20 protein-coding genes are annotated in these 22,744 nt (G+C 50.2%); 11 read left to right on the top strand and 9 right to left on the bottom strand.

Going from position 1 to position 22,744, the window contains the following annotated elements; genetic code table 11:
- Positions 1 to 47: 47 nt before the first annotated feature.
- Positions 48 to 764: a ribonuclease PH gene (rph, locus tag AC07U6_RS15720; protein WP_494764319.1), complete on the bottom strand. Its 717-nt coding sequence runs from the start codon at positions 762 to 764 to the stop codon at positions 48 to 50.
- Between the two features lie 211 nt (positions 765 to 975).
- Here rph and AC07U6_RS15715 point away from each other — a divergent pair, with 211 nt between their 5' ends.
- Positions 976 to 2,160: a NupC/NupG family nucleoside CNT transporter gene (locus tag AC07U6_RS15715; RefSeq protein ID WP_494764320.1), complete on the top strand. Its 1,185-nt coding sequence runs from the start codon at positions 976 to 978 to the stop codon at positions 2,158 to 2,160.
- A gap of 50 nt (positions 2,161 to 2,210) precedes the next feature.
- On the opposite strand, the gene AC07U6_RS15710 is transcribed toward AC07U6_RS15715, so the two are convergent.
- Positions 2,211 to 2,630, bottom strand: a complete 420-nt coding sequence (locus tag AC07U6_RS15710; RefSeq protein ID WP_494764321.1) for a DUF3574 domain-containing protein — start codon at positions 2,628 to 2,630, stop codon at positions 2,211 to 2,213.
- Positions 2,631 to 2,813: 183 nt separating this feature from the next.
- On the opposite strand from AC07U6_RS15710, the gene AC07U6_RS15705 reads away from it, so the two are divergent.
- Positions 2,814 to 3,677, top strand: a complete 864-nt coding sequence (locus tag AC07U6_RS15705; RefSeq protein WP_494764322.1) for a YicC/YloC family endoribonuclease — start codon at positions 2,814 to 2,816, stop codon at positions 3,675 to 3,677.
- A 161-nt stretch (positions 3,678 to 3,838) separates the two neighbouring features.
- Entirely contained in the window at positions 3,839 to 4,177 is a 339-nt protein-coding gene (locus tag AC07U6_RS15700; protein ID WP_494764323.1) for a zinc ribbon domain-containing protein YjdM, read from the top strand.
- Between the two features lie 491 nt (positions 4,178 to 4,668).
- On the opposite strand, the gene AC07U6_RS15695 is transcribed toward AC07U6_RS15700, so the two are convergent.
- Positions 4,669 to 5,313, bottom strand: coding sequence for a response regulator (locus AC07U6_RS15695; protein ID WP_494764324.1), 645 nt, complete (start codon positions 5,311 to 5,313; stop codon positions 4,669 to 4,671).
- A 768-nt stretch (positions 5,314 to 6,081) separates the two neighbouring features.
- Between AC07U6_RS15695 and AC07U6_RS15690 the strand changes: the two genes are divergently transcribed.
- Positions 6,082 to 6,699 carry a trimeric intracellular cation channel family protein gene (locus tag AC07U6_RS15690; RefSeq protein ID WP_494764325.1) on the top strand — a complete coding sequence of 206 codons (618 nt, stop codon included), beginning with the start codon at positions 6,082 to 6,084 and terminating at the stop codon, positions 6,697 to 6,699.
- 11 nt (positions 6,700 to 6,710) lie between these two features.
- On the opposite strand, the gene ligB is transcribed toward AC07U6_RS15690, so the two are convergent.
- Positions 6,711 to 8,387, bottom strand: coding sequence for an NAD-dependent DNA ligase LigB (gene ligB, locus AC07U6_RS15685; protein ID WP_494764326.1), 1,677 nt, complete (start codon positions 8,385 to 8,387; stop codon positions 6,711 to 6,713).
- A gap of 259 nt (positions 8,388 to 8,646) precedes the next feature.
- On the opposite strand from ligB, the gene gmk reads away from it, so the two are divergent.
- The 7 genes from gmk to AC07U6_RS15650 all read left to right on the top strand — a co-directional run bounded on the left by gmk (position 8,647) and on the right by AC07U6_RS15650 (position 17,919).
- Positions 8,647 to 9,270, top strand: coding sequence for a guanylate kinase (gene gmk, locus AC07U6_RS15680; RefSeq protein ID WP_494764327.1), 624 nt, complete (start codon positions 8,647 to 8,649; stop codon positions 9,268 to 9,270).
- Positions 9,271 to 9,323: 53 nt separating this feature from the next.
- Positions 9,324 to 9,599: a DNA-directed RNA polymerase subunit omega gene (gene rpoZ, locus AC07U6_RS15675; protein WP_062746976.1), complete on the top strand. Its 276-nt coding sequence runs from the start codon at positions 9,324 to 9,326 to the stop codon at positions 9,597 to 9,599.
- A 19-nt stretch (positions 9,600 to 9,618) separates the two neighbouring features.
- Positions 9,619 to 11,736: a bifunctional GTP diphosphokinase/guanosine-3',5'-bis pyrophosphate 3'-pyrophosphohydrolase gene (spoT, locus tag AC07U6_RS15670; RefSeq protein WP_494764328.1), complete on the top strand. Its 2,118-nt coding sequence runs from the start codon at positions 9,619 to 9,621 to the stop codon at positions 11,734 to 11,736.
- Positions 11,737 to 11,836: 100 nt separating this feature from the next.
- Positions 11,837 to 12,532, top strand: coding sequence for a tRNA (guanosine(18)-2'-O)-methyltransferase TrmH (gene trmH / locus AC07U6_RS15665; protein WP_494764329.1), 696 nt, complete (start codon positions 11,837 to 11,839; stop codon positions 12,530 to 12,532).
- The gene (gene recG, locus AC07U6_RS15660) at positions 12,532 to 14,613 is read left to right on the top strand and encodes an ATP-dependent DNA helicase RecG (RefSeq protein ID WP_494764586.1); all 2,082 of its coding nucleotides are present in this window, start codon (positions 12,532 to 12,534) and stop codon (positions 14,611 to 14,613) included. The genes trmH and recG overlap by 1 nt, the downstream gene beginning before the upstream one ends.
- A 112-nt stretch (positions 14,614 to 14,725) precedes the next feature.
- Entirely contained in the window at positions 14,726 to 16,111 is a 1,386-nt protein-coding gene (locus tag AC07U6_RS15655; protein ID WP_494764330.1) for a nucleobase:cation symporter-2 family protein, read from the top strand.
- A 128-nt stretch (positions 16,112 to 16,239) separates the two neighbouring features.
- Positions 16,240 to 17,919 (top strand): AsmA family protein, encoded by a 1,680-nt coding sequence (locus AC07U6_RS15650; protein WP_494764331.1) that lies wholly within the window; start codon positions 16,240 to 16,242, stop codon positions 17,917 to 17,919.
- 3 nt (positions 17,920 to 17,922) lie between these two features.
- Here the strand turns inward: AC07U6_RS15650 and AC07U6_RS15645 are convergent, their stop codons facing one another.
- The 5 genes from AC07U6_RS15645 to AC07U6_RS15625 are packed head-to-tail and all read right to left on the bottom strand — an operon-like array spanning position 17,923 to position 22,727.
- On the bottom strand, positions 17,923 to 19,641 hold the full coding sequence (locus AC07U6_RS15645; RefSeq protein ID WP_494764332.1) for a PglL family O-oligosaccharyltransferase: 1,719 nt from the start codon (positions 19,639 to 19,641) through the stop codon (positions 17,923 to 17,925).
- 19 nt (positions 19,642 to 19,660) lie between these two features.
- Positions 19,661 to 20,221: a fimbrial protein gene (locus AC07U6_RS15640; protein ID WP_494764333.1), complete on the bottom strand. Its 561-nt coding sequence runs from the start codon at positions 20,219 to 20,221 to the stop codon at positions 19,661 to 19,663.
- A gap of 11 nt (positions 20,222 to 20,232) precedes the next feature.
- Entirely contained in the window at positions 20,233 to 21,312 is a 1,080-nt protein-coding gene (locus AC07U6_RS15635; protein ID WP_494764334.1) for a fimbrial protein, read from the bottom strand.
- Positions 21,312 to 21,923 (bottom strand): fimbrial protein, encoded by a 612-nt coding sequence (locus tag AC07U6_RS15630; RefSeq protein ID WP_494764335.1) that lies wholly within the window; start codon positions 21,921 to 21,923, stop codon positions 21,312 to 21,314. Before AC07U6_RS15630 ends, AC07U6_RS15635 begins: the two co-directional genes overlap by 1 nt.
- A gap of 42 nt (positions 21,924 to 21,965) precedes the next feature.
- Complete coding sequence (locus AC07U6_RS15625; protein ID WP_494764336.1) at positions 21,966 to 22,727, bottom strand: fimbrial biogenesis chaperone; 762 nt, start codon at positions 22,725 to 22,727, stop codon at positions 21,966 to 21,968.
- Between the last annotated feature and the right edge of the window lie 17 nt (positions 22,728 to 22,744).

Genomic DNA, 22,744 nt, shown 5'->3' with positions numbered 1-22,744 from the left:
CTCAATATTCAGGCAAAAAAAAGGCGACTCTTGGGTCGCCTGGAAAATCAGTTACTCAGCGCCGCTTTCTGCGCCTGTACTAGTGTGTCAATGCTGCCCCGGGCCAGCTCAAGCAGCTTGAGCAACTCATCGTGGCTGAAGGGTTCTCCCTCTGCGGTACCCTGCACTTCGATCATGCGGCCGTCTTCGGTCATCACCACATTCATATCGGTTTCGGCAGCGGAATCTTCAACATATTCCAGATCGCACAGCGCTTCGCCATTTACGATGCCAACAGAAATGGCAGCAACCATGCCCTTCATGGGATTCGCTTTCAGCTTGCCAATCGCAACAAGGTGATTCAGTGCATCGGCCAGCGCCACGCAGGCACCGGTGATGGATGCGGTACGTGTACCGCCGTCGGCCTGTAATACGTCACAGTCCAGGGTAATGGTAAACTCGCCCAGCGCTTTCAGATCCAGCGCAGCACGCAGGGATCGTGCAATCAGGCGCTGGATCTCCAGCGTGCGGCCACCCTGTTTACCTTTCGCCGCTTCGCGGGCGTTACGGCTGTGGGTGGCGCGAGGCAACATACCGTATTCAGCCGTCACCCATCCCTGCCCCTGACCTTTCAGGAAACGAGGAACGCCCTCTTCAATCGTTGCAGTACACAGCACTTTGGTATCACCGAATTCAACCAGCACAGAGCCTTCTGCATGTTTGGTATAATGACGGGTCAGGGTGACGGGGCGCACCTGCTGCGCGCTACGACCTGATGGACGCATAGTTTGTTCTCCGGCTAGCTTTATAATTGGCTGCGCATTATACGGATTTCACTGGTGAATGCCTATCGAAGGCAACCTCATCCGCGCGCTGTTATGCAACTGGCAGATAATCAACGTTTAAAACAGCAAGATAATCGGGAACAGGATGTAAAAATAATCGAGATATGGCTAAATGCCCTCTTTAACTGACTCTTCACGCGGGACCGTCCGTATGACTGCTGTTTTACATTTTATTCTGGCCCTGGCCATTATCTTCTGCCTGGCGCTGCTGTTCAGTTCCGACCGAAAGAAAATTCGCCCACGCGTACTGTTACAGCTGGTCGTTATTGAAGGCGCTTTGGCCTGGTTCTTCCTTCACACCTCCGGTGGACTAAGCGTAGTGAGTGTCGTGTCCAGTTTCTTCGACGTGCTGTTGAAATATGCCGCGCAGGGTACCGACTTTGTGTTTGGCAACATGAGCTCGCAGGGGCTGGCTTTTATCTTCCTGGGCGTACTGTGCCCAATCGTTTTTATCTCAGCGCTAATCGGTATTTTGCAGCACTTGAAGATCCTGCCGCTGCTAATCCGGTTCGTTGGCACCGTGCTGTCCAAAATCAACGGTATGGGCAAGCTGGAGTCATTCAACGCCGTCAGTACCTTAATCCTCGGGCAGTCGGAGAACTTTATTGCTTATAAAGGTATCCTGGCAGAGATTTCGGAGCGACGCCTCTATTCAATGGCCGCAGCAGCGATGTCTACCGTTTCACTGTCGATTGTCGGCGCCTATATGTCGATGATTGAACCGCGCTATGTGGTAGCGGCGCTGGTGCTTAACATGTTTAGCACCTTTATTATCTTGTCGATTATTAATCCGACGCCGGTGGGTGATGAACCCGAGATTCGGCTGGAAAAACTGCATGAAGATCAGAGCTTCTTTGAGATGCTTGGCGAATACATCCTCGCAGGTTTTAAAGTCGCGATGATTATCCTGGCCATGCTGATTGGCTTTATTGCCCTGATAACAGCGGTTAATGCTCTGTTCGCTGCGGTATTTGGTATCAGCTTCCAGCAGATCCTTGGCTATATTTTCTGGCCGTTTGCCTGGTTGATCGGTATTCCGCCGGCCGATGCCCTGAAAGCCGCCAGCATTATGGCCACTAAGCTGGTGACCAACGAATTTGTCGCGATGATCGAACTGAAAAAAATCGCAGCCGAACTGTCACCACGCGGGCTGGGGATACTGTCCGTATTCCTGGTTTCGTTTGCTAACTTTGCCTCTATCGGTATCGTCGCAGGCGCCATCAAGGGGCTTAACGAACAGCAGGGAAATGTGGTGTCTCGCTTCGGGCTGAAGCTAATTTATGGCTCCACGCTGGTCAGTTTACTTTCCGCCGCCTTCGCCGGATTGGTGTTGTAAACATTCAGCCCGGTACTGCGGTACCGGGCTGCTTGATAAGTTAATGCCGGTCAGAAAGCCACACAGGCTGACGTATCAACCCGCATGACCGCATCCTGAGCAAAACGCTGCTTGTAAATCGTCCTTAACGCTTCAATCCCCTGCTCACTGCCCCGATCCGTTGGGTGAATCAGCATCAGAGCTTTGCTATCTTCACGCGCGAGTTTTCCATCGTTGCCCAGCCACTGCCCTTTAGCGGTAAAGACCGTCAGGCCATCTTTAAAACGAGGCGTAACGTCCTTATCAACAAATGTCTGCCATTCCGCCTCAGTAATCGCCTGCCCATGAGGCCTGTTCAGGCCGAAATAGAGCGTAGTCTGTTGCATAGCCTCACCAACAGAACATGCCGCTGTACTCGCTACCTTGCCTGGTGCGCTGCATCCCGTGAGCGCCAAGAGTAAAAAGGAAGAATATAATAAACGGGCTGACATGAACTCTCCTGGTATATAACGGTGACAACCGGATGACCCGGCACTCATGCCGGATTGTTGTTAACATCTTAATCTGTGGCTGATAAAACGTCAGCCGTTGCACTGACATTTGATTGAATACCTGTTAAGCCAACGCCTGCACCGTTATACTTCTGGCATCTTTCTTTTAAGCGAGTACGCAAAATGATCCGCAGTATGACCGCCTACGCACGGCGTGAAACCAAAGGCGATTGGGGCAGCGCAGCCTGGGAGTTGCGTTCAGTTAACCAGCGCTACCTTGAAACGTATATCCGTCTGCCTGAACAGTTCCGCGGACTGGAACCGGCTATCCGCGAACGTATCCGCAATCGGCTGACTCGCGGTAAAGTGGAAGTGAATTTGCGTTTCGACGCCGATCCCAGTGCGCAGAGTGCACTGGTGCTGAATGAAAAGCTGGCGATCCAACTGGTACAAGCGGCCAACTGGGTCAAAATGCAGAGCGACGAGGGTGAAATTAACCCGGTAGATATCCTGCGCTGGCCCGGTGTAATGTCGGCTGAAGAGCAGGATCTGGATGCCATTTCAGCACAGCTATTAACCCTGCTCGATGGTGCCATTGACGACTTTATTGCTGCGCGTGAAGTCGAAGGTGCTGCACTGAAGGCACTTATTGAGCAACGTCTGGAAGGCGTCAGTTCAGAAGTCAGCAAAGTTCGCACCCATATGCCAGATGTTCTTAAATGGCAACGCGAACGTCTGGTAGCCCGTCTGGAAGACGCGCAGGTACAGCTGGAAAATAACCGTCTGGAGCAGGAACTGGTGATGCTGGCACAGCGCGTAGACGTTGCAGAAGAGCTGGATCGCCTGGAAGCGCACGTGAAAGAAACCTATAGCATCCTGAAGAAAAAAGAGGCGGTTGGCCGTCGTCTGGACTTTATGATGCAAGAGTTCAACCGTGAGTCCAATACGCTGGGTTCCAAATCGATTAATGCGGAAATCACCGCATCGGCCATTGAGTTGAAGGTGCTGATTGAGCAGATGCGCGAGCAGATCCAGAACATTGAGTAGACTTTCTACAACGATATCAAATTGTTAATAGAACAGAACACGTTCGATCAATACCCTAACGCTATAAGCCTGCTTATAGCGTTTTTTTATGGTAGGAAGAAAATGCTTCAGAGGGTAAACTATCACCCTTCTTTTAATATGGATTTATTTGAGGCTCAACCATGCAAACTTTACCTCCCTGCCCTAAGTGTCACTCTGAATACAGTTGGCAGGATGGAGACATGCTTAACTGCCCGGAATGCGGTCATGTCTGGGCTGATGGTGCTGATAGCGGTACGGATGAGGGACTTATCGTTAAAGATGCCAATGGTAATTTACTGGCTGATGGCGACAGCGTGACCGTCATTAAGGACCTGAAAGTGAAAGGAAGTTCAACGCCGCTAAAAATTGGCACCAGAGTGAAAAGTATCCGTCTGGTAGAAGGCGATCACAATATTGATTGTAAAATTGACGGTTTTGGACCAATGAAGTTGAAATCTGAATTTGTTAAAAAGAGCTGATCGTTGCCAGTAGCCATTCAGGCTACTGGCCTGTCCGTATTAATGCGTGCGTTTTCTGAAAAAATCAAAAAACAACAGTAATTATTACAACAATAGATTGCAATTATACTGTTCTATCCCTAAAACCATTCCATTATAAAAAGCGATTCCTTTCTGGTTAGAGTTTCATCAACTATTTTTTATGAAGTGAGCATCTTTTGCTAAGTCATCACCAATGCAAAAAGCATCAACCCTATCTCATTTTTTCACCTTATACTTTCAGGTAAATTTAACTGTTGTTCCCTGGGGAAATCACCTTTGCCGCATTCATCCTTGCAACTAATGAGCCGTGTTTATACTAAATAAATCATTAGAAACAGCTAAAATACATTATTGAGTAATAACACAAAAAATAAAACACTAAGATCTCATTAAATGATTAATAAAATATGTTATTATTGATAAGATAGTTTCCAGAAAAATAGATATTTTCTAGATATATTTAGTTCAGATCAGATCAGTCCTTGCGCATAAGCATAACGGATTAATTCAATGTTTGAGGAAACGCCCAGGCGACGCATAGCGTTATACTTTTGAGTAGAAATCGTGCTAATTGTCCGATTCTGGCGCTGTGCAATTTCTGCAAGCGAATATCCTGATGAAAACAACCGGACCACCTCCAGCTCTTTGGGCGTCAGAGTGCTACCTCGCTCACTACCTTTGCTGGAAGGCACTTTGAGATAGTTGAAGGATGATGAGTAATAGCACTCTTGCTGGCTGATAACATGATGACAAGCCAACACGGTTTCTTCCACACTATCGCACTTACTTACGACGGCTTTGACACCATAATCACTTGCCTTTCTTAAAATCGCCGTATTCTTTTGCGAGGTCAGTAAAACAATTTTCACATCAGGAAAACGACCATGCAGAGCTCGTAATTTAGTAAAACCATCAATTGTCGAACGATCCGATCCCAAAGAGAAGTCAGTAATGACAATATCTGTTGGCCTGGCAGACAGGGCAGATAACAAGTCTTTACCGCAGATAGCCTCATTCGTGATAAGAAATTTATCATTGCCAGAAAAAAGCATCTTCAGCGAATACAAAATATGTGGATGATCATCAGATATGGTTACTGTGTATCTATTATGCATACTCCCTCCCGATAAAATATCATCATAATGTTCCCTATGATTCGATAACAAGTTAACGTTTTATCGTCACTCAGACTGCAACTTGTAGTAAATCCATGTATTAACACCGTACGACTTTGAGAAAACAGCCATTACTGAGCATTTACTGAATCATAACAAAATTGTTTTAGATTAGGACCCTCAAAAAATATCAAATGCATACCAAATAATTCCATGGTTGCAGTGCAACGCATCAAATCACTTAACCTACAAATTACATCAATGCATAGACTACCTCTTAAGAATTAATTTAACCGTAGGAGATCATCCTAATGAGATTAATTCAGGAGTATACATTTTTCTACCCAACACAGCCAGAAAGGTCAAAAAAAATAACCATCAAAAAACGAACAAGTAATAATAAAATTCTGCGATCGCCGACTTACATCAATAATTATCGCAACCATTTACCAATTCAAATAACGTGATCAGGTATATATGCTATGCCCCTCCTACACGGGTCAGCACGAGGAAAACTCAACATCGCGTCATGCACCATCAACTTCACATACGACAAAATTCAGAATAATTTTTATTAATGCACTTTTGCGAAAAGAAGAAACGAAACTCAATTAAAACAAATAAAATTCAATGACTTATAATCAACTCGGTCATTAAAACCCCTCAAGGAATTATTAAAACTAATACATTCGTCTCTCCCTGAGAAAAATTCAGTCGCCGAAAGCTGCATAACCCCTTAGGCTTGCGGCCTCTACCCAGGAGCAGACCATGTTACTCACCGTACTTTACATTATCGGTATTACTGCCGAAGCCATGACCGGAGCGCTTGCTGCGGGTCGCCGTAAAATGGACATGTTCGGCGTTATCATTATCGCCTCAGTCACCGCGATTGGTGGAGGATCGGTGCGGGACATGCTACTTGGCCACTATCCTCTGGGATGGGTAAAAAACCCTGAGTACATTATGATCGTCGCTGCTGCAGCGGTTATCACTACGCTGGCCGCCCCCCTAATGCCTCATTTACGTAAGGTTTTTCTCGTACTTGATGCGCTGGGCCTGGTGGTTTTTTCAATTCTGGGTGCACAGGTTGCCCTGGACATGGGATATGCCGGGATTATTGCTGCTATCAGCGCTGTCGTCACCGGGGTCTTTGGTGGTGTTCTGCGTGATATGTTTTGCAATCGTATTCCTCTTGTTTTTCAAAAAGAGCTTTATGCGGGGATCGCGTTTGCCTCCGGATGGGTTTATATCCTGTTGTTAAAAACAGCACTCGCCATGGAAACAGTCGTCATCATTACCCTGATTAGTGGGTTTACCGCACGCTTGCTGGCACTGCGTTTCAAACTGGGTTTACCCGTTTTCAATTATCCGCACAGTGACCACTGAAGCTCTCGCTCTCAGGGCTGCATTCTCAGTTCGGGTTGCCTCAGCCAGGCTATCATCTTCTGTACGTCACGATGGTTAAGAAAATCAATAATCTGACGTGCCAGCCCCACTCCAATACCCGGGAGCTGCTGCCACTGCTTTTCCGTTCGTGACAGGAGTACCTCCCAACTGTCATCCACCAGCGCCCGTAATGCCTGTTCAGGTATCGGGACACCTAGTGCCCTGACCCAGCGTTTAAAAGGCTGCTGGCGACTAAGCTGAAACTGCTGCCAGAAAAGATGCGCCATAGGGTGGTTCATTCCAACGGACACCTGTAGACTCTCCTCGGTCAGCGCCATCCATGAAAAAAGATGATTCAGTCTGCCTGTCTGAATCAGCCGCTGCCAGCCGCTACGGCCAACCCCCGTAAAGTTAAATGCCTGTTTACCCCCCAACCATTCAAGACGAGCCAGAAACTGCTCATTGCAATCCACCGTCAGTTGGAAACAGCTCAGCATAGTGTACTGTTGCTCATCCGGTGGGGATGGGTAATCACGCTCACTGACACGCCAAAGTACGTCATTGAATCGAGGTATCCCTTGCCCTGCAAGGCTAATACTCACCTGATCGCCAGCAACGATGTCTTTCTCACGCCAACGAGATAGAGAACCAATGCTAACCCGGCTAACCCGCTTGTCATCAAGCTGTACAGGTTCGAGGTCTAAAATCACGCTGATTTTCCCACTTCGCCCAATGGTGAATCTAACGGCTTGTACCTCAGTGCTCACTTCAGGCGGTGGATATTTCCAGGCTACGGCCCAACTACCAAGATCGGGCATCCAGCTACTGCCCTGAACTCCCGGCTCACTATGCACCACAACGCCATCAGTCACAAAAGGTAGTGGTGTATCAAACCAGCGCTTACGCCACATTTGTACAGCATCAGCATCCTCAACGTGCCGGGTCCAAATGCTGACATCCGGAAAGCCCGCATCGCGTATGCCCTCAAGACGTTGTGTTATATTGCTCGGGCCATTCGGCCAGGCCCAGATAAACAAGCCGATATTACGTAGTGTATCAGTGGGTTGCTTTGCCATCAGGGCACCGGCAACCTTCGAACGCGCATTTTTTCCGCCATGCAATGCCTGTTGATGCCCGGTCATCAACAAGTAAAGCTCACCCTGGAAAACCGTTTGTGCCTCACGGAGCGGAATGGATTGTGGTATGGCAGGTATACGCCGGGCTTTTTCCGTCCAGTCTTCGCCACGCAGACCATCACCCCGACTGACCGCTTTATGTAATTTGCCATCCTGATAGACCAGCGTAATGGCAACGCCGTCTATTTTTGGTTGTACCCATAAGTCACGGCGGTCTCCCATCCACTCCATCAGTGCCAGTTTATCCCTGAGCTTTTTCACCCCCACATGAGCAACGGGATGAAGGATTTTTCCATTTGTGGTTAACAGCGGCTGACGCAACCCGCTACCGGGCTGAAAGCAGCGTTGCCAACTCTGCATCTTTAACTGTAAAGCGTCATAGCGCTCATCAGTGACCAGACTCACTCCCATGCGATGATAGGCGTCATCCCATTGCTTTAGTTGCTTTTCCAGCGCGGCTATTTCATTTATTTGCCGTGCAGGTGCCCAGACCGGACACTGTGCCTGTACAACTGCACTTAGTAATCCAATCACCAATATCAGATATCGCATCCCAGCCTCTCTTATCAGAACCACCGACAGGCTGCAGTAAAACGCAGCAAAGACAGACTGGCGAGCTGCAAAAAAAGGTTCTGGAAACAGGTGCTGAAACTAATACTGCAACACCAGGCTTTAACGCAAAATTTTACGTGATGCTATCCGTTTTCGGATAAAATGGCGCATTACTCAGCCGAAACACTGCATGAAGGGCTGCACATGTGTATACTGTGCAGGAAGTAGACTCCGCTTTATTGGCATATCAAGAATAATCATGGCTCAAGGCACGCTTTATATTGTTTCCGCCCCTAGCGGCGCGGGTAAATCCAGCCTGATTCAGGCACTGTTAAAAACGCAACCGTTGTACGACACTCAGGTCTCTATTTCACATACCACCCGCGGTATGCGGCCCGGTGAAAATCATGGTGAACACTACTATTTCGTCAAGCATGACGAATTTCGTTCCATGATTAGTGACGATGCGTTTCTCGAACATGCGGAGGTTTTCGGTAATTATTACGGAACATCCCGCAAAGCCATTGAGCAGGTTCTGGCTACCGGTGTTGATGTTTTTCTTGATATTGACTGGCAGGGTGCGAAGCAGATCCGTCAAAAAATGCCTGCCTCGCGCAGCATTTTCGTATTGCCGCCTTCGAAAGATGAGCTGGACCGTCGCCTGCGTGGGCGGGGGCAGGACAGTGAAGAGGTGATTACCAAACGTATGGAGCAGGCCGTGGCCGAAATGAGCCACTATGCCGAATACGATTATTTAATTGTGAATGATGATTTCGATCTGGCTTTGTCCGATCTCAAAACAATCATTCGCGCCGAGCGTCTGCGCATGGGTCGTCAAAAGGCTCGTCATGATGCTTTAATTAGCAAACTATTGGCAGACTGAGGACAACTCAGTATGATGCCCAGTCATTTCTTCACCCGTGGAGTATCACACTTATGGCACGCGTAACCGTACAGGACGCAGTAGAAAAAATTGGTAACCGTTTTGACCTGGTTCTGGTGGCCGCACGTCGCGCGCGTCAGATGCAGGTTGGTGGTAAAGACCCGCTGGTTCCAGAAGAAAACGATAAATCTACCGTTATCGCACTGCGCGAAATCGAAGAGGGCCTGATTACTAATCAGATCCTTGACGTCCGCGATCGTCAGGAACAGCAAGAGCAGGAAGCCGCTGAAATGCAGGCTGTTACCGCTATCGCTGAAGGTCGTCGTTAATCGGATCTGAAGGCTCGCCTTGTATCTGTTTGAAAGCCTCAATCAACTGATTGAAAAATACTTGCCTGAGGAGCAAATTAAGCGCCTCAAGCAAGCTTATCTTGTTGCACGTGATGCCCACGAGGGACAGACACGTTCCAGCGGTGAACCTTATATTACTCACCCTGTCGCCGTTGCCTGTATCCTCGCTGAGATGAAGCTCGACCATGAAACGCTCATGGCCGCGCTGCTGCACGATGTTATCGAAGACACTCCCGCAACCTATCAGGATATGGAACAGCTGTTCGGCAAGAGCGTGGCTGAGTTGGTCGAAGGCGTATCCAAACTTGATAAGCTGAAATTCCGCGACAAAAAAGAAGCGCAGGCGGAGAACTTCCGCAAGATGATCATGGCAATGGTGCAGGATATTCGCGTCATTCTGATCAAGCTGGCCGACCGTACGCACAATATGCGCACGCTGGGCTCCTTACGTCCGGACAAACGGCGACGTATCGCACTTGAAACGCTGGAAATTTACAGCCCTCTGGCACATCGTCTGGGTATTCACCACCTGAAAACCGAGCTGGAGGAGCTGGGCTTTGAAGCCTTGTATCCCAACCGCTATCGGGTGATTAAGGAAGTCGTGAAGGCTGCTCGCGGCAACCGTAAAGAGATGATTCAGAAGATCCTCTCAGAAATCGACGGCCGTCTGCAGGAAGCTGGTATTCCCTGCCGCGTAAGCGGTAGAGAAAAGCACCTTTATTCCATCTATTGCAAAATGCACCTGAAAGAACAGCGTTTCCATTCCATTATGGATATCTACGCTTTTCGGGTGATCGTACATGATATGGATACCTGCTATCGCGTTCTCGGCCAAATGCACAGCTTGTATAAGCCGCGTCCGGGGCGGGTCAAAGACTATATCGCAATTCCCAAAGCTAACGGCTATCAGTCGCTACATACCTCAATGATCGGCCCACACGGTGTGCCGGTGGAAGTCCAGATCCGTACTGAAGATATGGATCAGATGGCAGAGATGGGTGTGGCAGCGCACTGGGCTTATAAAGAACAGGGCGAAAGCAGCACAACCGCACAAATTCGCGCCCAGCGCTGGCTGCAAAGCCTGCTGGAGCTGCAGCAAAGTGCCGGGAGCTCCTTTGAATTTATTGAGAGCGTTAAATCCGACCTGTTCCCGGATGAAATTTACGTGTTCACCCCGGAAGGGCGCATTGTTGAACTCCCCGCCGGAGCAACACCGGTCGATTTCGCCTATGCGGTACATACCGATATTGGCCATGCCTGTGTCGGGGCCCGCGTCGATCGCCAGCCTTATCCACTGTCACAATCGCTGACCAGCGGACAAACGGTAGAGATTATTACCGCGCCGGGCGCTCGTCCGAATGCGGCATGGTTGAACTTTGTCGTTAGTTCGAAAGCACGAGCAAAAATTCGCCAGCTGCTGAAAAATCTCAAGCGTGATGACTCCGTCAGCCTGGGCCGACGCTTACTAAACCATGCTCTCGGCGGTAGCCGCAAGCTGGCCGAAATCCCTGAAGCCAATATTCAACACGAACTTGAGCGGATGAAGCTTGCTACGCTGGACGACTTGTTGGCAGAAATTGGCCTCGGTAACGCAATGAGCGTAGTCGTAGCAAAAAATCTTCAACAAAGCGATACGGCACCGGTCGAAACGCCGACATCCACACCTTCACGCAGCAAGCTACCGATTAAAGGTGCTGACGGTGTACTGATTACCTTCGCCAAGTGCTGTCGCCCGATTCCTGGTGACCCAATCGTTGCCCACGTGAGCCCGGGTAAAGGATTGGTGGTACACCATGAATCCTGCCGAAATATTCGCGGCTACCAGAAAGAGCCTGAGAAGTTTATGGCTGTTGAGTGGGACAAGGTTACCGAGCAGGAATTTGTTGCCGAAATCAAAGTGGATATGTTTAACCACCAGGGCGCGCTAGCCAATCTGACTGCGGCAATTAACACCGCGGGTTCTAATATTCAGAGCCTGAATACTGAAGAAAAAGATGGCCGCGTATACAGTGCCTTTATCCGTTTAACGGCACGCGATCGTGTTCATCTGGCTAATATTATGCGTAAAATCCGCGTAATGCCGGATGTCATCAAAGTACATCGTAACCGCAACTGAGGACAGGAGCGGAGCGCCGATCCGCTCCTGTCGCCTTTCACCCGATCGTCGATTTATCGTACCGCGACGGAATTACTATTTTCAGGGAGTTATTCTTCGCATGAATGCACAACGTTATGCCCGTATCAGTGAGATGCTTGCCGCGCGCCAGCACGATCTGACTGTCTGCATGGAGCAGGTGCACAAACCCCATAACGTTTCTGCAGTAATCCGTACTGCCGATGCCGTCGGCGTGCATGAAGTCCATGCCGTCTGGCCCGGGAGCCGTATGCGCACTATGGTGTCATCCGCCGCCGGTAGCAACAGCTGGGTACAGGTAAAAACTCACAGAACGATTTCAGAAGCCGTACAGCATCTCAAAAACCAGGATATGCAAATTCTGGCCACCAACCTGTCCGATAAAGCCGTCGATTTCCGCGAAATTGACTATACCCGCCCTACCTGTATTTTGATGGGTCAGGAAAAAACCGGTATCACCCAGGAAGCGCTGGAGCTTGCTGACCAGGATATCATCATCCCAATGATTGGTATGGTGCAGTCGCTGAACGTCTCCGTCGCATCGGCATTAATCCTGTATGAAGCACAGCGTCAGCGCCAGAATGCCGGTATGTACCAGCGTAAAGAAAGTACGCTGGCTTACGCCGAGCAGCAGCGACTGCTGTTTGAAGGCGGCTACCCGGTCCTGGCACGCGTCGCGAAGCAGAAAGGTTTACCCTATCCGGTGATCAATGACTGTGGCGAAGTGGAGGCTGACCCGGAATGGTGGGCAACCATGCAGTCAAAGGCGACGAAATAATGCAGGGCCGCCTGCTGGATGCCATTCCACTGAACACGCTCACCGGCGTGGGCGCCAGTCAGGCAGCAAAGCTGGCTAAAATTGGCCTGCTTACCATACAGGATCTTTTGTTGCATCTGCCGATGCGCTATGAAGACCGCACTCAGCTTTATACGATTAACGATCTGCTTCCGGGTATCTTTGCCACCGTTGAAGGTGACGTGCTCCACTGCGACATCAGCTTTGGCCGCCGCCGCATGCTGACCTGCCAGATTAGCGATGGAACCGGCATGCTAACACTGCGTTTCTTCAACTTTAATGCCGGAATGAAAAACAGCCTCGCAGTTGGGCGACGCGTAACCGCGTATGGTGAAATCAAACGTGGTCAGCGCGGGGCAGAAATCATCCACCCTGAGTATAAGATTCAGGGAGAACAGGGTGTCACCGGGCTACAGGAAACGCTGACCCCGGTCTACTCCACCACCGAGGGAGTCCGCCAGGCCACGCTGCGCAACCTGACCGATCAGGCCCTTGCCCTGCTGGACACCTGTGCCATCGCCGAACTGCTGCCGCCGGAACTCAGTCAGGGGCTGATTGGGCTACCGGAAGCGCTACGCATGCTGCACCGCCCGCCACCGGATATTGCACTGAGCGATCTCGACGGCGGCACGCACCCTGCGCAGCGTCGGTTGATAATGGAAGAGCTGCTGGCCCACAATCTCAGCATGCTCGCAGTACGCGCCGGGGCCCAGCGTTATCATGCACTTGCCATGACGCCTCGCCACTCGCTGAGCGATAAATTACTGGCCGCACTGCCCTTTCGTCCCACGGGCGCCCAGCAGCGGGTTGGTCATGAAATAGAAACGGACCTCGCAAAAGATTACCCGATGATGCGCCTGGTGCAGGGTGATGTCGGCTCCGGTAAAACGCTGGTCGCAGCACTGGCGGCGCTGAATGTGATTGCCTGGGGTAAGCAGGTTGCGCTGATGGCGCCGACTGAACTGCTGGCCGAACAGCATGCTAATAACTTCCGCCAGTGGTTTGCTCCGCTGGGCATTGAAGTTGGCTGGCTGGCCGGCAAGCAGAAAGGTAAGGCTCGCCTTGCCCAGCAGGAAGCGATTGCCAGCGGTCAGGTGTCGATGATTGTCGGGACGCACGCGATATTTCAGGAGCAGGTGCAGTTTAACGGCCTGGCGCTGGTCATTATCGATGAACAACATCGTTTTGGCGTTCACCAGCGTCTGGCACTGTGGGAAAAAGGCGAAGAGCAGGGATTCCATCCGCATCAGCTGATTATGACCGCCACGCCCATTCCACGTACCCTGGCGATGACCGCCTATGCCGATCTCGATACCTCCACCATCGACGAACTGCCGCCGGGCCGAACTCCCGTGACTACCGTAGCCATCCCGGATACGCGCCGTGCGGATATTATCGCCCGCGTTAAAAGCGCCTGCAGTACGGAAGGTCGCCAGGCGTACTGGGTGTGTACGCTGATTGAAGAGTCAGAGCTGCTGGAAGCCCAGGCGGCTGAAGCAACATGGGAAGAACTGAAACTGGCATTACCCGAATTACAGATTGGCCTGGTTCATGGCCGCATGAAACCGGCAGAGAAACAGGCAGTGATGCAGGCATTTAAAGCCAGTGAAATCCAGCTGCTAATTGCCACCACGGTGATTGAAGTTGGGGTTGATGTCCCCAACGCCAGCCTGATGATTATTGAAAACCCGGAACGGCTGGGTCTGGCACAGCTTCATCAGCTGCGCGGGCGCGTTGGGCGTGGTGCTGTCGCCTCTCACTGCGTACTGCTTTATAAGACACCGCTTAGCAAAACGGCACAAAAACGACTGCAGGTTCTGCGCGACAGCAATGACGGCTTTGTTATTGCCCAGTGCGATCTCGAAATACGCGGCCCCGGTGAACTGCTGGGTACGCGCCAGACAGGCAATGCCGAGTTCAAGGTGGCCGATCTCCTGCGCGACAGCGCGATGATCCCGGAAGTTCAGCGCGTGGCTCGCCATATCCACCAGTACTATCCCCAGCAGGCACAGGCCTTAATTGAACGCTGGCTTCCTGAAACCGAGCGCTATACCAACGCCTGAAGCGCGCGTCCTTATTCGCTAACTTCAGCATCAATTTTCATCATCAGCAAACGTTTGCTTTTAAACGGCAGAAGATTAAAATCGCCACTTTATTACCGCTGGAACCCCGAACATGTCCGCTGATGCCCATGAAACCGCTGCTCGCCAATCTTCTCCGGTGAGCAAAAGCGAGTTGATTTATCGTCTTGAAGATCGTCCACCGCTCCCTCAGACTCTGTTTGCCGCGTGTCAGCACCTGCTGGCGATGTTCGTTGCGGTTATTACGCCGGCATTGCTAATTTGCCAGGCCCTCGGCTTACCGGCCCAGGATACGCAACACATCATCAGCATGTCCCTGTTTGCATCCGGCGTGGCATCCATTCTGCAAATTAAAACCTGGGGACCGGTGGGTTCCGGGCTGCTCTCTATCCAGGGAACCAGTTTTAACTTTGTCTCACCGCTGATCATGGGCGGGCTGGCGCTGAAAAACGGCGGTGCTGACGTCCCGACCATGATGGCAGCACTGTTCGGCACGCTGATGCTCGCCTCCTGTACGGAAATGGCCCTGTCACGCGTTCTGCACCTCGCGCGTCGGGTCATCACCCCGCTGGTTTCCGGCATCGTGGTGATGATTATCGGTCTGTCGCTGATTCAGGTCGGTCTGACCTCTATCGGCGGTGGCTATGCGGCAATAAATGACCATACTTACGGCGCACCAAAAAATCTGCTGCTGGCCGGGGCCGTTCTGGCGGTAATCATCCTGCTTAATCGTCAGCGTAATCCCTATCTGCGTGTGGCCTCACTGGTGATTGCCATGGCGGTCGGCTATCTGGTTGCATGGGCGATGGGGATGCTGCCAGCAGATACCACACCAACTAATACTTCACTGGTGGCGATTCCGATGCCGTTCTACTACGGTCTGGGTATCGACTGGAACCTGTTAATTCCTCTGATGCTGGTATTTATGGTGACTTCTCTGGAAACCATTGGCGACATTACCGCGACCTCTGACGTTTCCGAGCAGCCGGTCAGTGGCCCACTGTATATGAAGCGACTCAAGGGTGGCGTACTGGCTAACGGCCTTAACTCCTGCGTTTCCGCGCTGTTCAATACCTTTCCAAACTCCTGCTTCGGGCAGAATAACGGCGTTATCCAGTTAACCGGTGTTGCCAGCCGCTACGTTGGTTTTGTTGTGGCACTGATGCTGATTGTGCTGGGGCTGTTCCCGGCCGTGAGTGGTTTTGTGCAGCATATTCCGGAACCGGTACTCGGCGGAGCAACAATTGTCATGTTCGGTACCATTGCCGCTTCCGGTGTACGTATCGTGTCACGTGAACCGTTAAACCGCCGCGCAATTATGATTATTGCTCTGTCGCTGGCAGTTGGCCTGGGCGTATCGCAGCAGCCGCTGATCCTGCAGTTCGCACCTGACTGGTTGAAAACGCTGCTCTCTTCCGGCATCGCGGCAGGTGGGATCACTGCTATTGTTCTGAATCTGGTGTTCCCGCAGGAAAAATAATTCCGCAGCGGTCATAGTCGTACGATTACAGGGCGGATAATTTCCGCCCTGTAAGTGCCTTCCCGGTTGAGAAACGGCGATAAATCAGGCATAACAAGCCATTACCGATTTTCCACGGGATGGTTGCAATGAAATTTCTCGGAAAAGTTTTGCTCACGCTGCTGCTGGTGTTACTGCTGGTCATCGTTGCTCTTTATGTGCTGCTGCAAACACAGTGGGGTGCAGGATGGATTAGCCGCCAGATCAGTGATGACAGCGCCTATCAGCTCTCTATGAGTAAAATAGAGCATGACTTTTCTAATCCCAGCCATCTCCGGCTTGATGACGTTGCCTTCGGACACGATGGCCAACCTGCTACGCTAGTCGCTAAACGCGTTGACCTCGGTCTGAGTCTTAAACAGTTCAGCAATCCGCTTCATTTCTCCAGCATCCGGCTAAATCAGGGAACGTTAAATCTGAATAACGGCGCCCCGCCGGTTTCTTTGCAAGCCGACAGGCTCCAGCTTAGCCAGATGGCGCTTAATCGCTCCCAGGATAGCTGGTCATTACAGGCACAGCAGGTGGATGGCGGCATTATTCCCTGGCAGCCGGAAGCAACTGCTCGCCCGGACTACCAGGCAAGCTTCCAGATCAGCGCAGGATCGCTGTTGCTGAATGGCGTACCGGCAGCGAATGCGCTCATTGAAGGCAATGTGAAAGGACAAGAATGGACGATTAGCAACCTGGGTGCAGATATCGCTCGTGGCTCAGCGACGGCAAATGCCCGCCGTGATGCGACCGGAAACTGGCAGGTTTCCAGCCTGCGCCTGAACAGCATTCGCCTGCAAAGTGATAAAACGCTGAGTGATTTTTTACAACCCCTGTTGTCTCTTCCTGAAGTACGGCTGGGCAGAGTCGATGTCACCGATGCCCGCCTGGAAGGGCGCGACTGGGCAGTCACCGATCTGGATTTAGTGCTGAAAAATATAACGCTGAGCCACGGTGACTGGCAGAGCGATGGCGGATCGCTGGCAATGAACGCCAGTAGCGTTGTCAACGGGAGCCTGCAGCTGGACGACCCAATTGCAAATCTGGACTTTTCTCCGCAGGGTATTGAGCTTTCACAGTTCAGTTCTCGCTGGGTTAACGGTCTGATCCGCGCTCAGGGCAACTGGGACCGCAGCGATAAAAAGCTAAGCCTGGATGAAGTGGTTATCGCGGGTCTGGAGTACACGCTTCCCTCAACCTGGCGTGAGCGATGGATTCAAACGCTACCGGGCTGGCTGGATAGCGTTGAAATTAAGAAATTCAGCGCCAATCGCAATCTGATTATTGATATCGATCCGGCATTCCCTTTCCAGATGACGTCTCTGGAAGGAACCGGCGGTAATCTGCTGCTGGCGCGCAACCACCAGTGGGGAATTTGGGCAGGTAGCCTGAGCCTGAATGCGGCTGAAGCCACCTTCAATCGCATTGATTTGCGCCATCCTTCGCTCACCCTGGCCGCAGATGAAAATAATATTAATTTCACTGAGATGAGCGCTTTTAGTGGTGATGGCGTGCTGGAAGGTAACGCCAAAATAAGCCAACAATCTGACAGAGCCACATCCTTTACCCTGAATGGCCGCCAGGTCGCGTTTAATCTGTTACAAAACTGGGGATGGTCACAGCTTCCGCAGAGCAAAGGCAATCTACAGCTGAGCGGTCAGGCGCTGCTGCAACAGGATAAACCGTTAAAACCTACCGTTAACGCCACGCTATCCGTCACCTTTGCTGATACTTCCGTGCAACAGCGGATGGTTAATGGCGAAGTGCGCAATGGCAACTGATGACTAATGCTCGCTGGCAAACCGTGGATCGTGAGGAAACAGCCAGCGAGCTTCCTTTAGTAACACCAACTGGTGTTGTACGTCGTTAAGCTGCCGGGCGATATTTATCCTTGTATCATAAATATTCGCGTCGGGGTGCACACCAGAATAGCGCCGTGCCCAGTGCTCAAAGTTTATCAGCCAGTAGCTGTCCCCTGACTGGTTGAAACGCAGCAGGTTGCCAATTTGCTGGTCAAAGTCATAACGATCGTTAAGCAATATTTTACCGACTGGATGAGCTGTTGCTAAGAGTTCTGCCTGCCGGCCTCCTCGTTCAATTCCGGTCAGCTTACCCTGTAGCTGCAAGGCTCCCGCCAACAGGATCACAAATACCGCAGCCGCAGCCCCTGTAAATACGCGCCCGCTACATATAAGGGGCGGCCATACCCTTAAGGTACGGCAAGGAATATCAATACAGCGCAATACTATCAACAACAGTAGCCAGTGGGCAGCTGACTGATAGATGGGGTATTCAGTCATCATATGCAGCAGAACCGGAAACGTTATAGCCAGCAGGGGGAGCTTTTTCCTGCGGTAAGCCAGCCAAACAATGATGCCCCCACCAACAATTATTGCCGCCATTGCCAGCAGAGCCAGACTCCCACCTTCAACCATCCACAACAGAATTTCATTGTGAGGATGAGCGCTCGTGCCCTGAGCTGCAAAGGTTTCTTCCCCACCAAATCGATGCAGAAAGTTATATTCAAACCCGCCTACTCCCCAACCAAATAGCGGTTTTTCGATGAACATGCGCAGACTATCGACAATGAATATCCAGCGAATATGAGTGCTTTGCACGTGGTTGATGTCAGGCGTCATCAACAGAAACTGCATCAGTTTACCGATCAGTATGCCCGAGACTAAAGCCACAGCAATCCACAGTAGCCTTGCAGCCTGCCGGTAAAACCAGCAGCAGTAACATAGCAGAGCGATACCGGTTGCCAGGTAACCAATCTGAGACTGACAGAGTTGAAGTACAAGGCCAAAGAGTAAAAACAGGAAGAAACAGGCAACACGATGGTAAAAGGCACGCTTACCCTGTGAAAGCAAAGCCTGGTATGGGGAAGAAAAACTTAGAAAGAGTAGCGCCGATACGCCTGTCGCCACAAAACTTGCCAGTACATTGATTTGCTGAAAAATACCGTAAGGTCTTGCCGATCGAAGCGTTGAGAATTCCCACCACTGCGCCGCAGGTAAATGGAAATACTGTACCAGGCATAATATACATTCAAGAACAACGCCGAGCAGCACAGCAGTCATCATCAACCAGGTGTCAGATGGACGAACCCTGAGCTGTAGCAATGTCAGATAAAAGAATACGCTGCCCACCATTCCGATAGTGGTTAACGCAGCGTTCTCTCGCCAGGCAGGTTTGGTACACAAAGAGAGCAGAATTAGAATCATGAAGCCACTAACAAACCAGCCCGACGCGGCGCTCAACTTCAGGGAGAGGTGCCCTGAGGGAAACGGCCACACGGCAATGATGATCATAAATACGCAAACCGTCATCCACGTAATGATATTGATGGGCAGCGCCAGGCCGCTCCCTCCCATATTCGGCTGATACCAGTGCAGTAATAAACCGAAAAAAAGAAAAGCCAGAGAAAAAAGGATATATCGTAACGAATGGTGTCTCCGAATCAACAATCCCTTATTACCGGTAAACGAAACGATATCAGACATACAACGAGGCCTTATCTGTTTACTGATAGCTCAGAGTGTAATGCGCAACGGAGGTGAATGGCCCAAAGGCAACGTTACCCGATTTTATTTCCTCAGTATCTGCTTCCACAAAAGCAAAAAAATCAAGACTCATACTTCCCTGAGAAAGCGCAACCGCCGGGGATGCCTGTTTAAGCGTGACAGGGCTGCCGTCCTTTAACTGCAGTCCAACACCAATGGCTGACATATCACCGGCGCCTTCAGGTGTAATCATCAATCGGTTCGGTAATTTAGGGTTCTCATTACCTGAAAATGAGATCGTTACTGATTCAAAAACAACGGCATTACAATTAAGCAGATGTATAGTAAAAGGTATCGGTTTAGTAGTTTTATCATTAACAAGATCCTTTAACGCAATCTGCTTAAAATCGACAGGCACCTTATCATCTCCGGGAGCAACATCGCAGGGTAACGCAACAACTTTACCGGTGAATCTAAGGTCCCCACCGATTAATCCAGCCATTTTAGTCGTGGCCGCCATCGACTGGCTTATTGCAAAGGCGGGCAGCAAAGGAAGCAGCCAACGGCATAGTTTCATCATGTCACTCGTCCCTACTGAAATTCTGCAACAATGCTGGCAGTTGACTCATAATCCCCTTCAGGAACCTGAGCGCCTTTATTTATAATGGGTGAAGCCGTCAGGCTCCAGTTACCCTTATTATTTTCAAAATTATCGATATTGTAAAAATGGTTCGGTAACACAGGGTTCCCTGACTTATCCCACAATCCCACACCCAGGTTACTGCGGTCGAGACCGGCTCCGGTCGTACCAAGATAGTCCGGGTTAAAACTTGCCAACCCTGAACCCGCAGGCTGAATACCCATTTTTATATTAAGAAATCCTGTATCAAAACTTCCTCCTTTACACTCAACATGAATGGGGACGGGCTTCCTGTATTTGGTATTATTAGCATCAACCCCGGACCCGGGGATGTCGTCAAAGGGAATGACTATAGCCTGTCCCTCATTAATAATGCATTTATCCGGAACGGTAATAATCCCAGAAGTAATGGTGATCGTAGCCAAAGGATAACTAATCGACGGTGTAGCTCCCAGACGACCATACAGCTTAACTAATTCTGTCCCTTCAAGATTCATGCCATTGATTAACGGTTTCTTAATGACGAAAGTTATTCGGCCTTGAGATCCAGACATTGTATCTCTGATAACATGAGATGATGGTGGAACACAGGATTCAGGGACATTGTTAGCCCGCCCCGTAAAAGGTACTGGGAAAAAATCACCCTGAGCTCCCATTCCGGTGATCATAAACACCTCGACCTTTACATCGATGTAATCATTTAATACCAGAAAATCTGGGGTTGATGAATTAACCATCGTGGTAGTGGCCGTATAAAATCGCGATTGATTCGTTATTGGCCTGCTACAGTGGATGTCAACAGTATATCGCCCACCCATTTTCCAGTCTCGAACGACTTGCGTACCCACTGTATTCGAAATTAAGTCCATTGAGGAAATTGGGACATCATATTTAAAACCACCAACGATTTCCGGCGTAATGTCACCTTCATTATACGCCATCGATGAAAGTGGGAATAAAAGAGGGGTAATTAATAACCCGCACGTTGCTCCGAATCGGAATGCGCTTTGCCTGGTGCACCGCTTGCTCATTATAAATACTCCACCATCAGACGAACCATTCCATAGTAGCTCCCGGCACCTACATATTTCTGCGTTGACTCTAAAGCAGCCATAAACGTCAACGTATTATCCCCGGGAAAAAGCAGGTAAGGATGCTGAGTCTGATTCAGGAAAAGTGGACTGCCTTTGCTGTCCATCAGACGAAGCCCAAGGCCTCGTACACCTCCCCGCACCATCAGCAGGTCGGGGTTGGCACCATCGGACTCACCAGCGAAGGTGAGAGAAATTACTCGCTCATCTGTCGTATAAGACCTGACATTTACCCCGGTCATCTTTCCGGGAATATCTTCATGAGACTCGTGCGCACCAGCGAGACAACCCTTCAGGTTGACGACAAAGATTACTTGTTTAGATCGGCTCCCTTCCTGGCGAAATGATCGGGCGCTAACCTCACCCATGTCAACGTCCTGCTCCTGAGATTCGCTGGCCAGTATGCAGGGAGAAGTCAATACGGCACCATGAAAATGAACCACGCCATTCTGCCCTTCAACATCATACAAATCCCGGTGAACAGGAGAAAGCGTCGCACTGGCACAGCAGCTGAACATCAGTGCTGACAAAATTAGCGTTCGGATGGTCATTATTACATCCCTCTTTATATGCAGAAAAAACAGCGTTCCGTGCTATTTTTTTACCTGATCGTCAGGAATAGAATGACAAATGGTCCCCTCACAGCGATAGCGAATTTCAGGGTGACCACCATAGTCATTGACATACATCATCGAAAATTCATTTACGCTCGTATTAGTCACCGGAACATCTAGCGTCGATTTCGGCGGTATCATTATTCCCGGGAAGGTTGTTAGACGTTCCCCCCCTTTTTCAGAGGCACCTCTTGTCAGACCTATTACGGTTATAAAGTAGGGCGTTGGATTATCCGCAACGAACTTATTCCCTTCTTTTTTAAAGGCCAGTTTATTCTGCCAAACTTCGTTTTTACTATCCGGAATGATTGGCGTTGGCCGGTAGAACAATTTTATCCTCGACTGCATAGATAACTGAAGCACGTTGGCTTTTTTAGGCTTTGGCGGTATTTCTCTGACATTAAGATAAAAAAGGCTCTCGCGATCCTGTGGAAGTGCATCAATTCCATTGGTTTTAGTCACCCTGATAACACCTTTTTGCCCACCGTTAATCCGCTGTAAAGCTGGTAGCACCAATAGAGGCGAAGTGATTTTATTTCCTTTTGCATCTTCAACCCATGATTGCGCAAGAAATGGCACATCCGGGCTGGTGTTTGAAAGGTTTGCACTGGCAGAAACACTGTTCCCGGTGAGGATCATCCTTGTACGGTCGAGAGAAATTCCTGCCTGAGCAGACCCCATGCCCACGACTAAAGCAGCCGTTAATGTTGCTATATTTAAGGTAACAATAGTTTTTCGCATAATAATAATCCTGTTAG

This window comes from Erwinia sp. GW821-FHT03D09, assembly GCF_059420805.1.
This window is presented reverse-complemented; position numbering and strand designations above follow the sequence as displayed.

Coding starts and splice junctions, on each gene's coding strand:
- rph (WP_494764319.1), bottom strand. CDS start 764: ATGCGTCCATCAGGTCGTAGCGCGCAGCAGGTGCGCCCCGTCACCCTG.
- AC07U6_RS15715 (WP_494764320.1), top strand. CDS start 976: ATGACTGCTGTTTTACATTTTATTCTGGCCCTGGCCATTATCTTCTGC.
- AC07U6_RS15710 (WP_494764321.1), bottom strand. CDS start 2,630: ATGTCAGCCCGTTTATTATATTCTTCCTTTTTACTCTTGGCGCTCACG.
- AC07U6_RS15705 (WP_494764322.1), top strand. CDS start 2,814: ATGATCCGCAGTATGACCGCCTACGCACGGCGTGAAACCAAAGGCGAT.
- AC07U6_RS15700 (WP_494764323.1), top strand. CDS start 3,839: ATGCAAACTTTACCTCCCTGCCCTAAGTGTCACTCTGAATACAGTTGG.
- AC07U6_RS15695 (WP_494764324.1), bottom strand. CDS start 5,313: ATGCATAATAGATACACAGTAACCATATCTGATGATCATCCACATATT.
- AC07U6_RS15690 (WP_494764325.1), top strand. CDS start 6,082: ATGTTACTCACCGTACTTTACATTATCGGTATTACTGCCGAAGCCATG.
- ligB (WP_494764326.1), bottom strand. CDS start 8,387: ATGCGATATCTGATATTGGTGATTGGATTACTAAGTGCAGTTGTACAG.
- gmk (WP_494764327.1), top strand. CDS start 8,647: ATGGCTCAAGGCACGCTTTATATTGTTTCCGCCCCTAGCGGCGCGGGT.
- rpoZ (WP_062746976.1), top strand. CDS start 9,324: ATGGCACGCGTAACCGTACAGGACGCAGTAGAAAAAATTGGTAACCGT.
- trmH (WP_494764329.1), top strand. CDS start 11,837: ATGAATGCACAACGTTATGCCCGTATCAGTGAGATGCTTGCCGCGCGC.
- recG (WP_494764586.1), top strand. CDS start 12,532: ATGCAGGGCCGCCTGCTGGATGCCATTCCACTGAACACGCTCACCGGC.
- AC07U6_RS15655 (WP_494764330.1), top strand. CDS start 14,726: ATGTCCGCTGATGCCCATGAAACCGCTGCTCGCCAATCTTCTCCGGTG.
- AC07U6_RS15650 (WP_494764331.1), top strand. CDS start 16,240: ATGAAATTTCTCGGAAAAGTTTTGCTCACGCTGCTGCTGGTGTTACTG.
- AC07U6_RS15645 (WP_494764332.1), bottom strand. CDS start 19,641: ATGTCTGATATCGTTTCGTTTACCGGTAATAAGGGATTGTTGATTCGG.
- AC07U6_RS15640 (WP_494764333.1), bottom strand. CDS start 20,221: ATGATGAAACTATGCCGTTGGCTGCTTCCTTTGCTGCCCGCCTTTGCA.
- AC07U6_RS15635 (WP_494764334.1), bottom strand. CDS start 21,312: ATGAGCAAGCGGTGCACCAGGCAAAGCGCATTCCGATTCGGAGCAACG.
- AC07U6_RS15630 (WP_494764335.1), bottom strand. CDS start 21,923: ATGACCATCCGAACGCTAATTTTGTCAGCACTGATGTTCAGCTGCTGT.
- AC07U6_RS15625 (WP_494764336.1), bottom strand. CDS start 22,727: ATGCGAAAAACTATTGTTACCTTAAATATAGCAACATTAACGGCTGCT.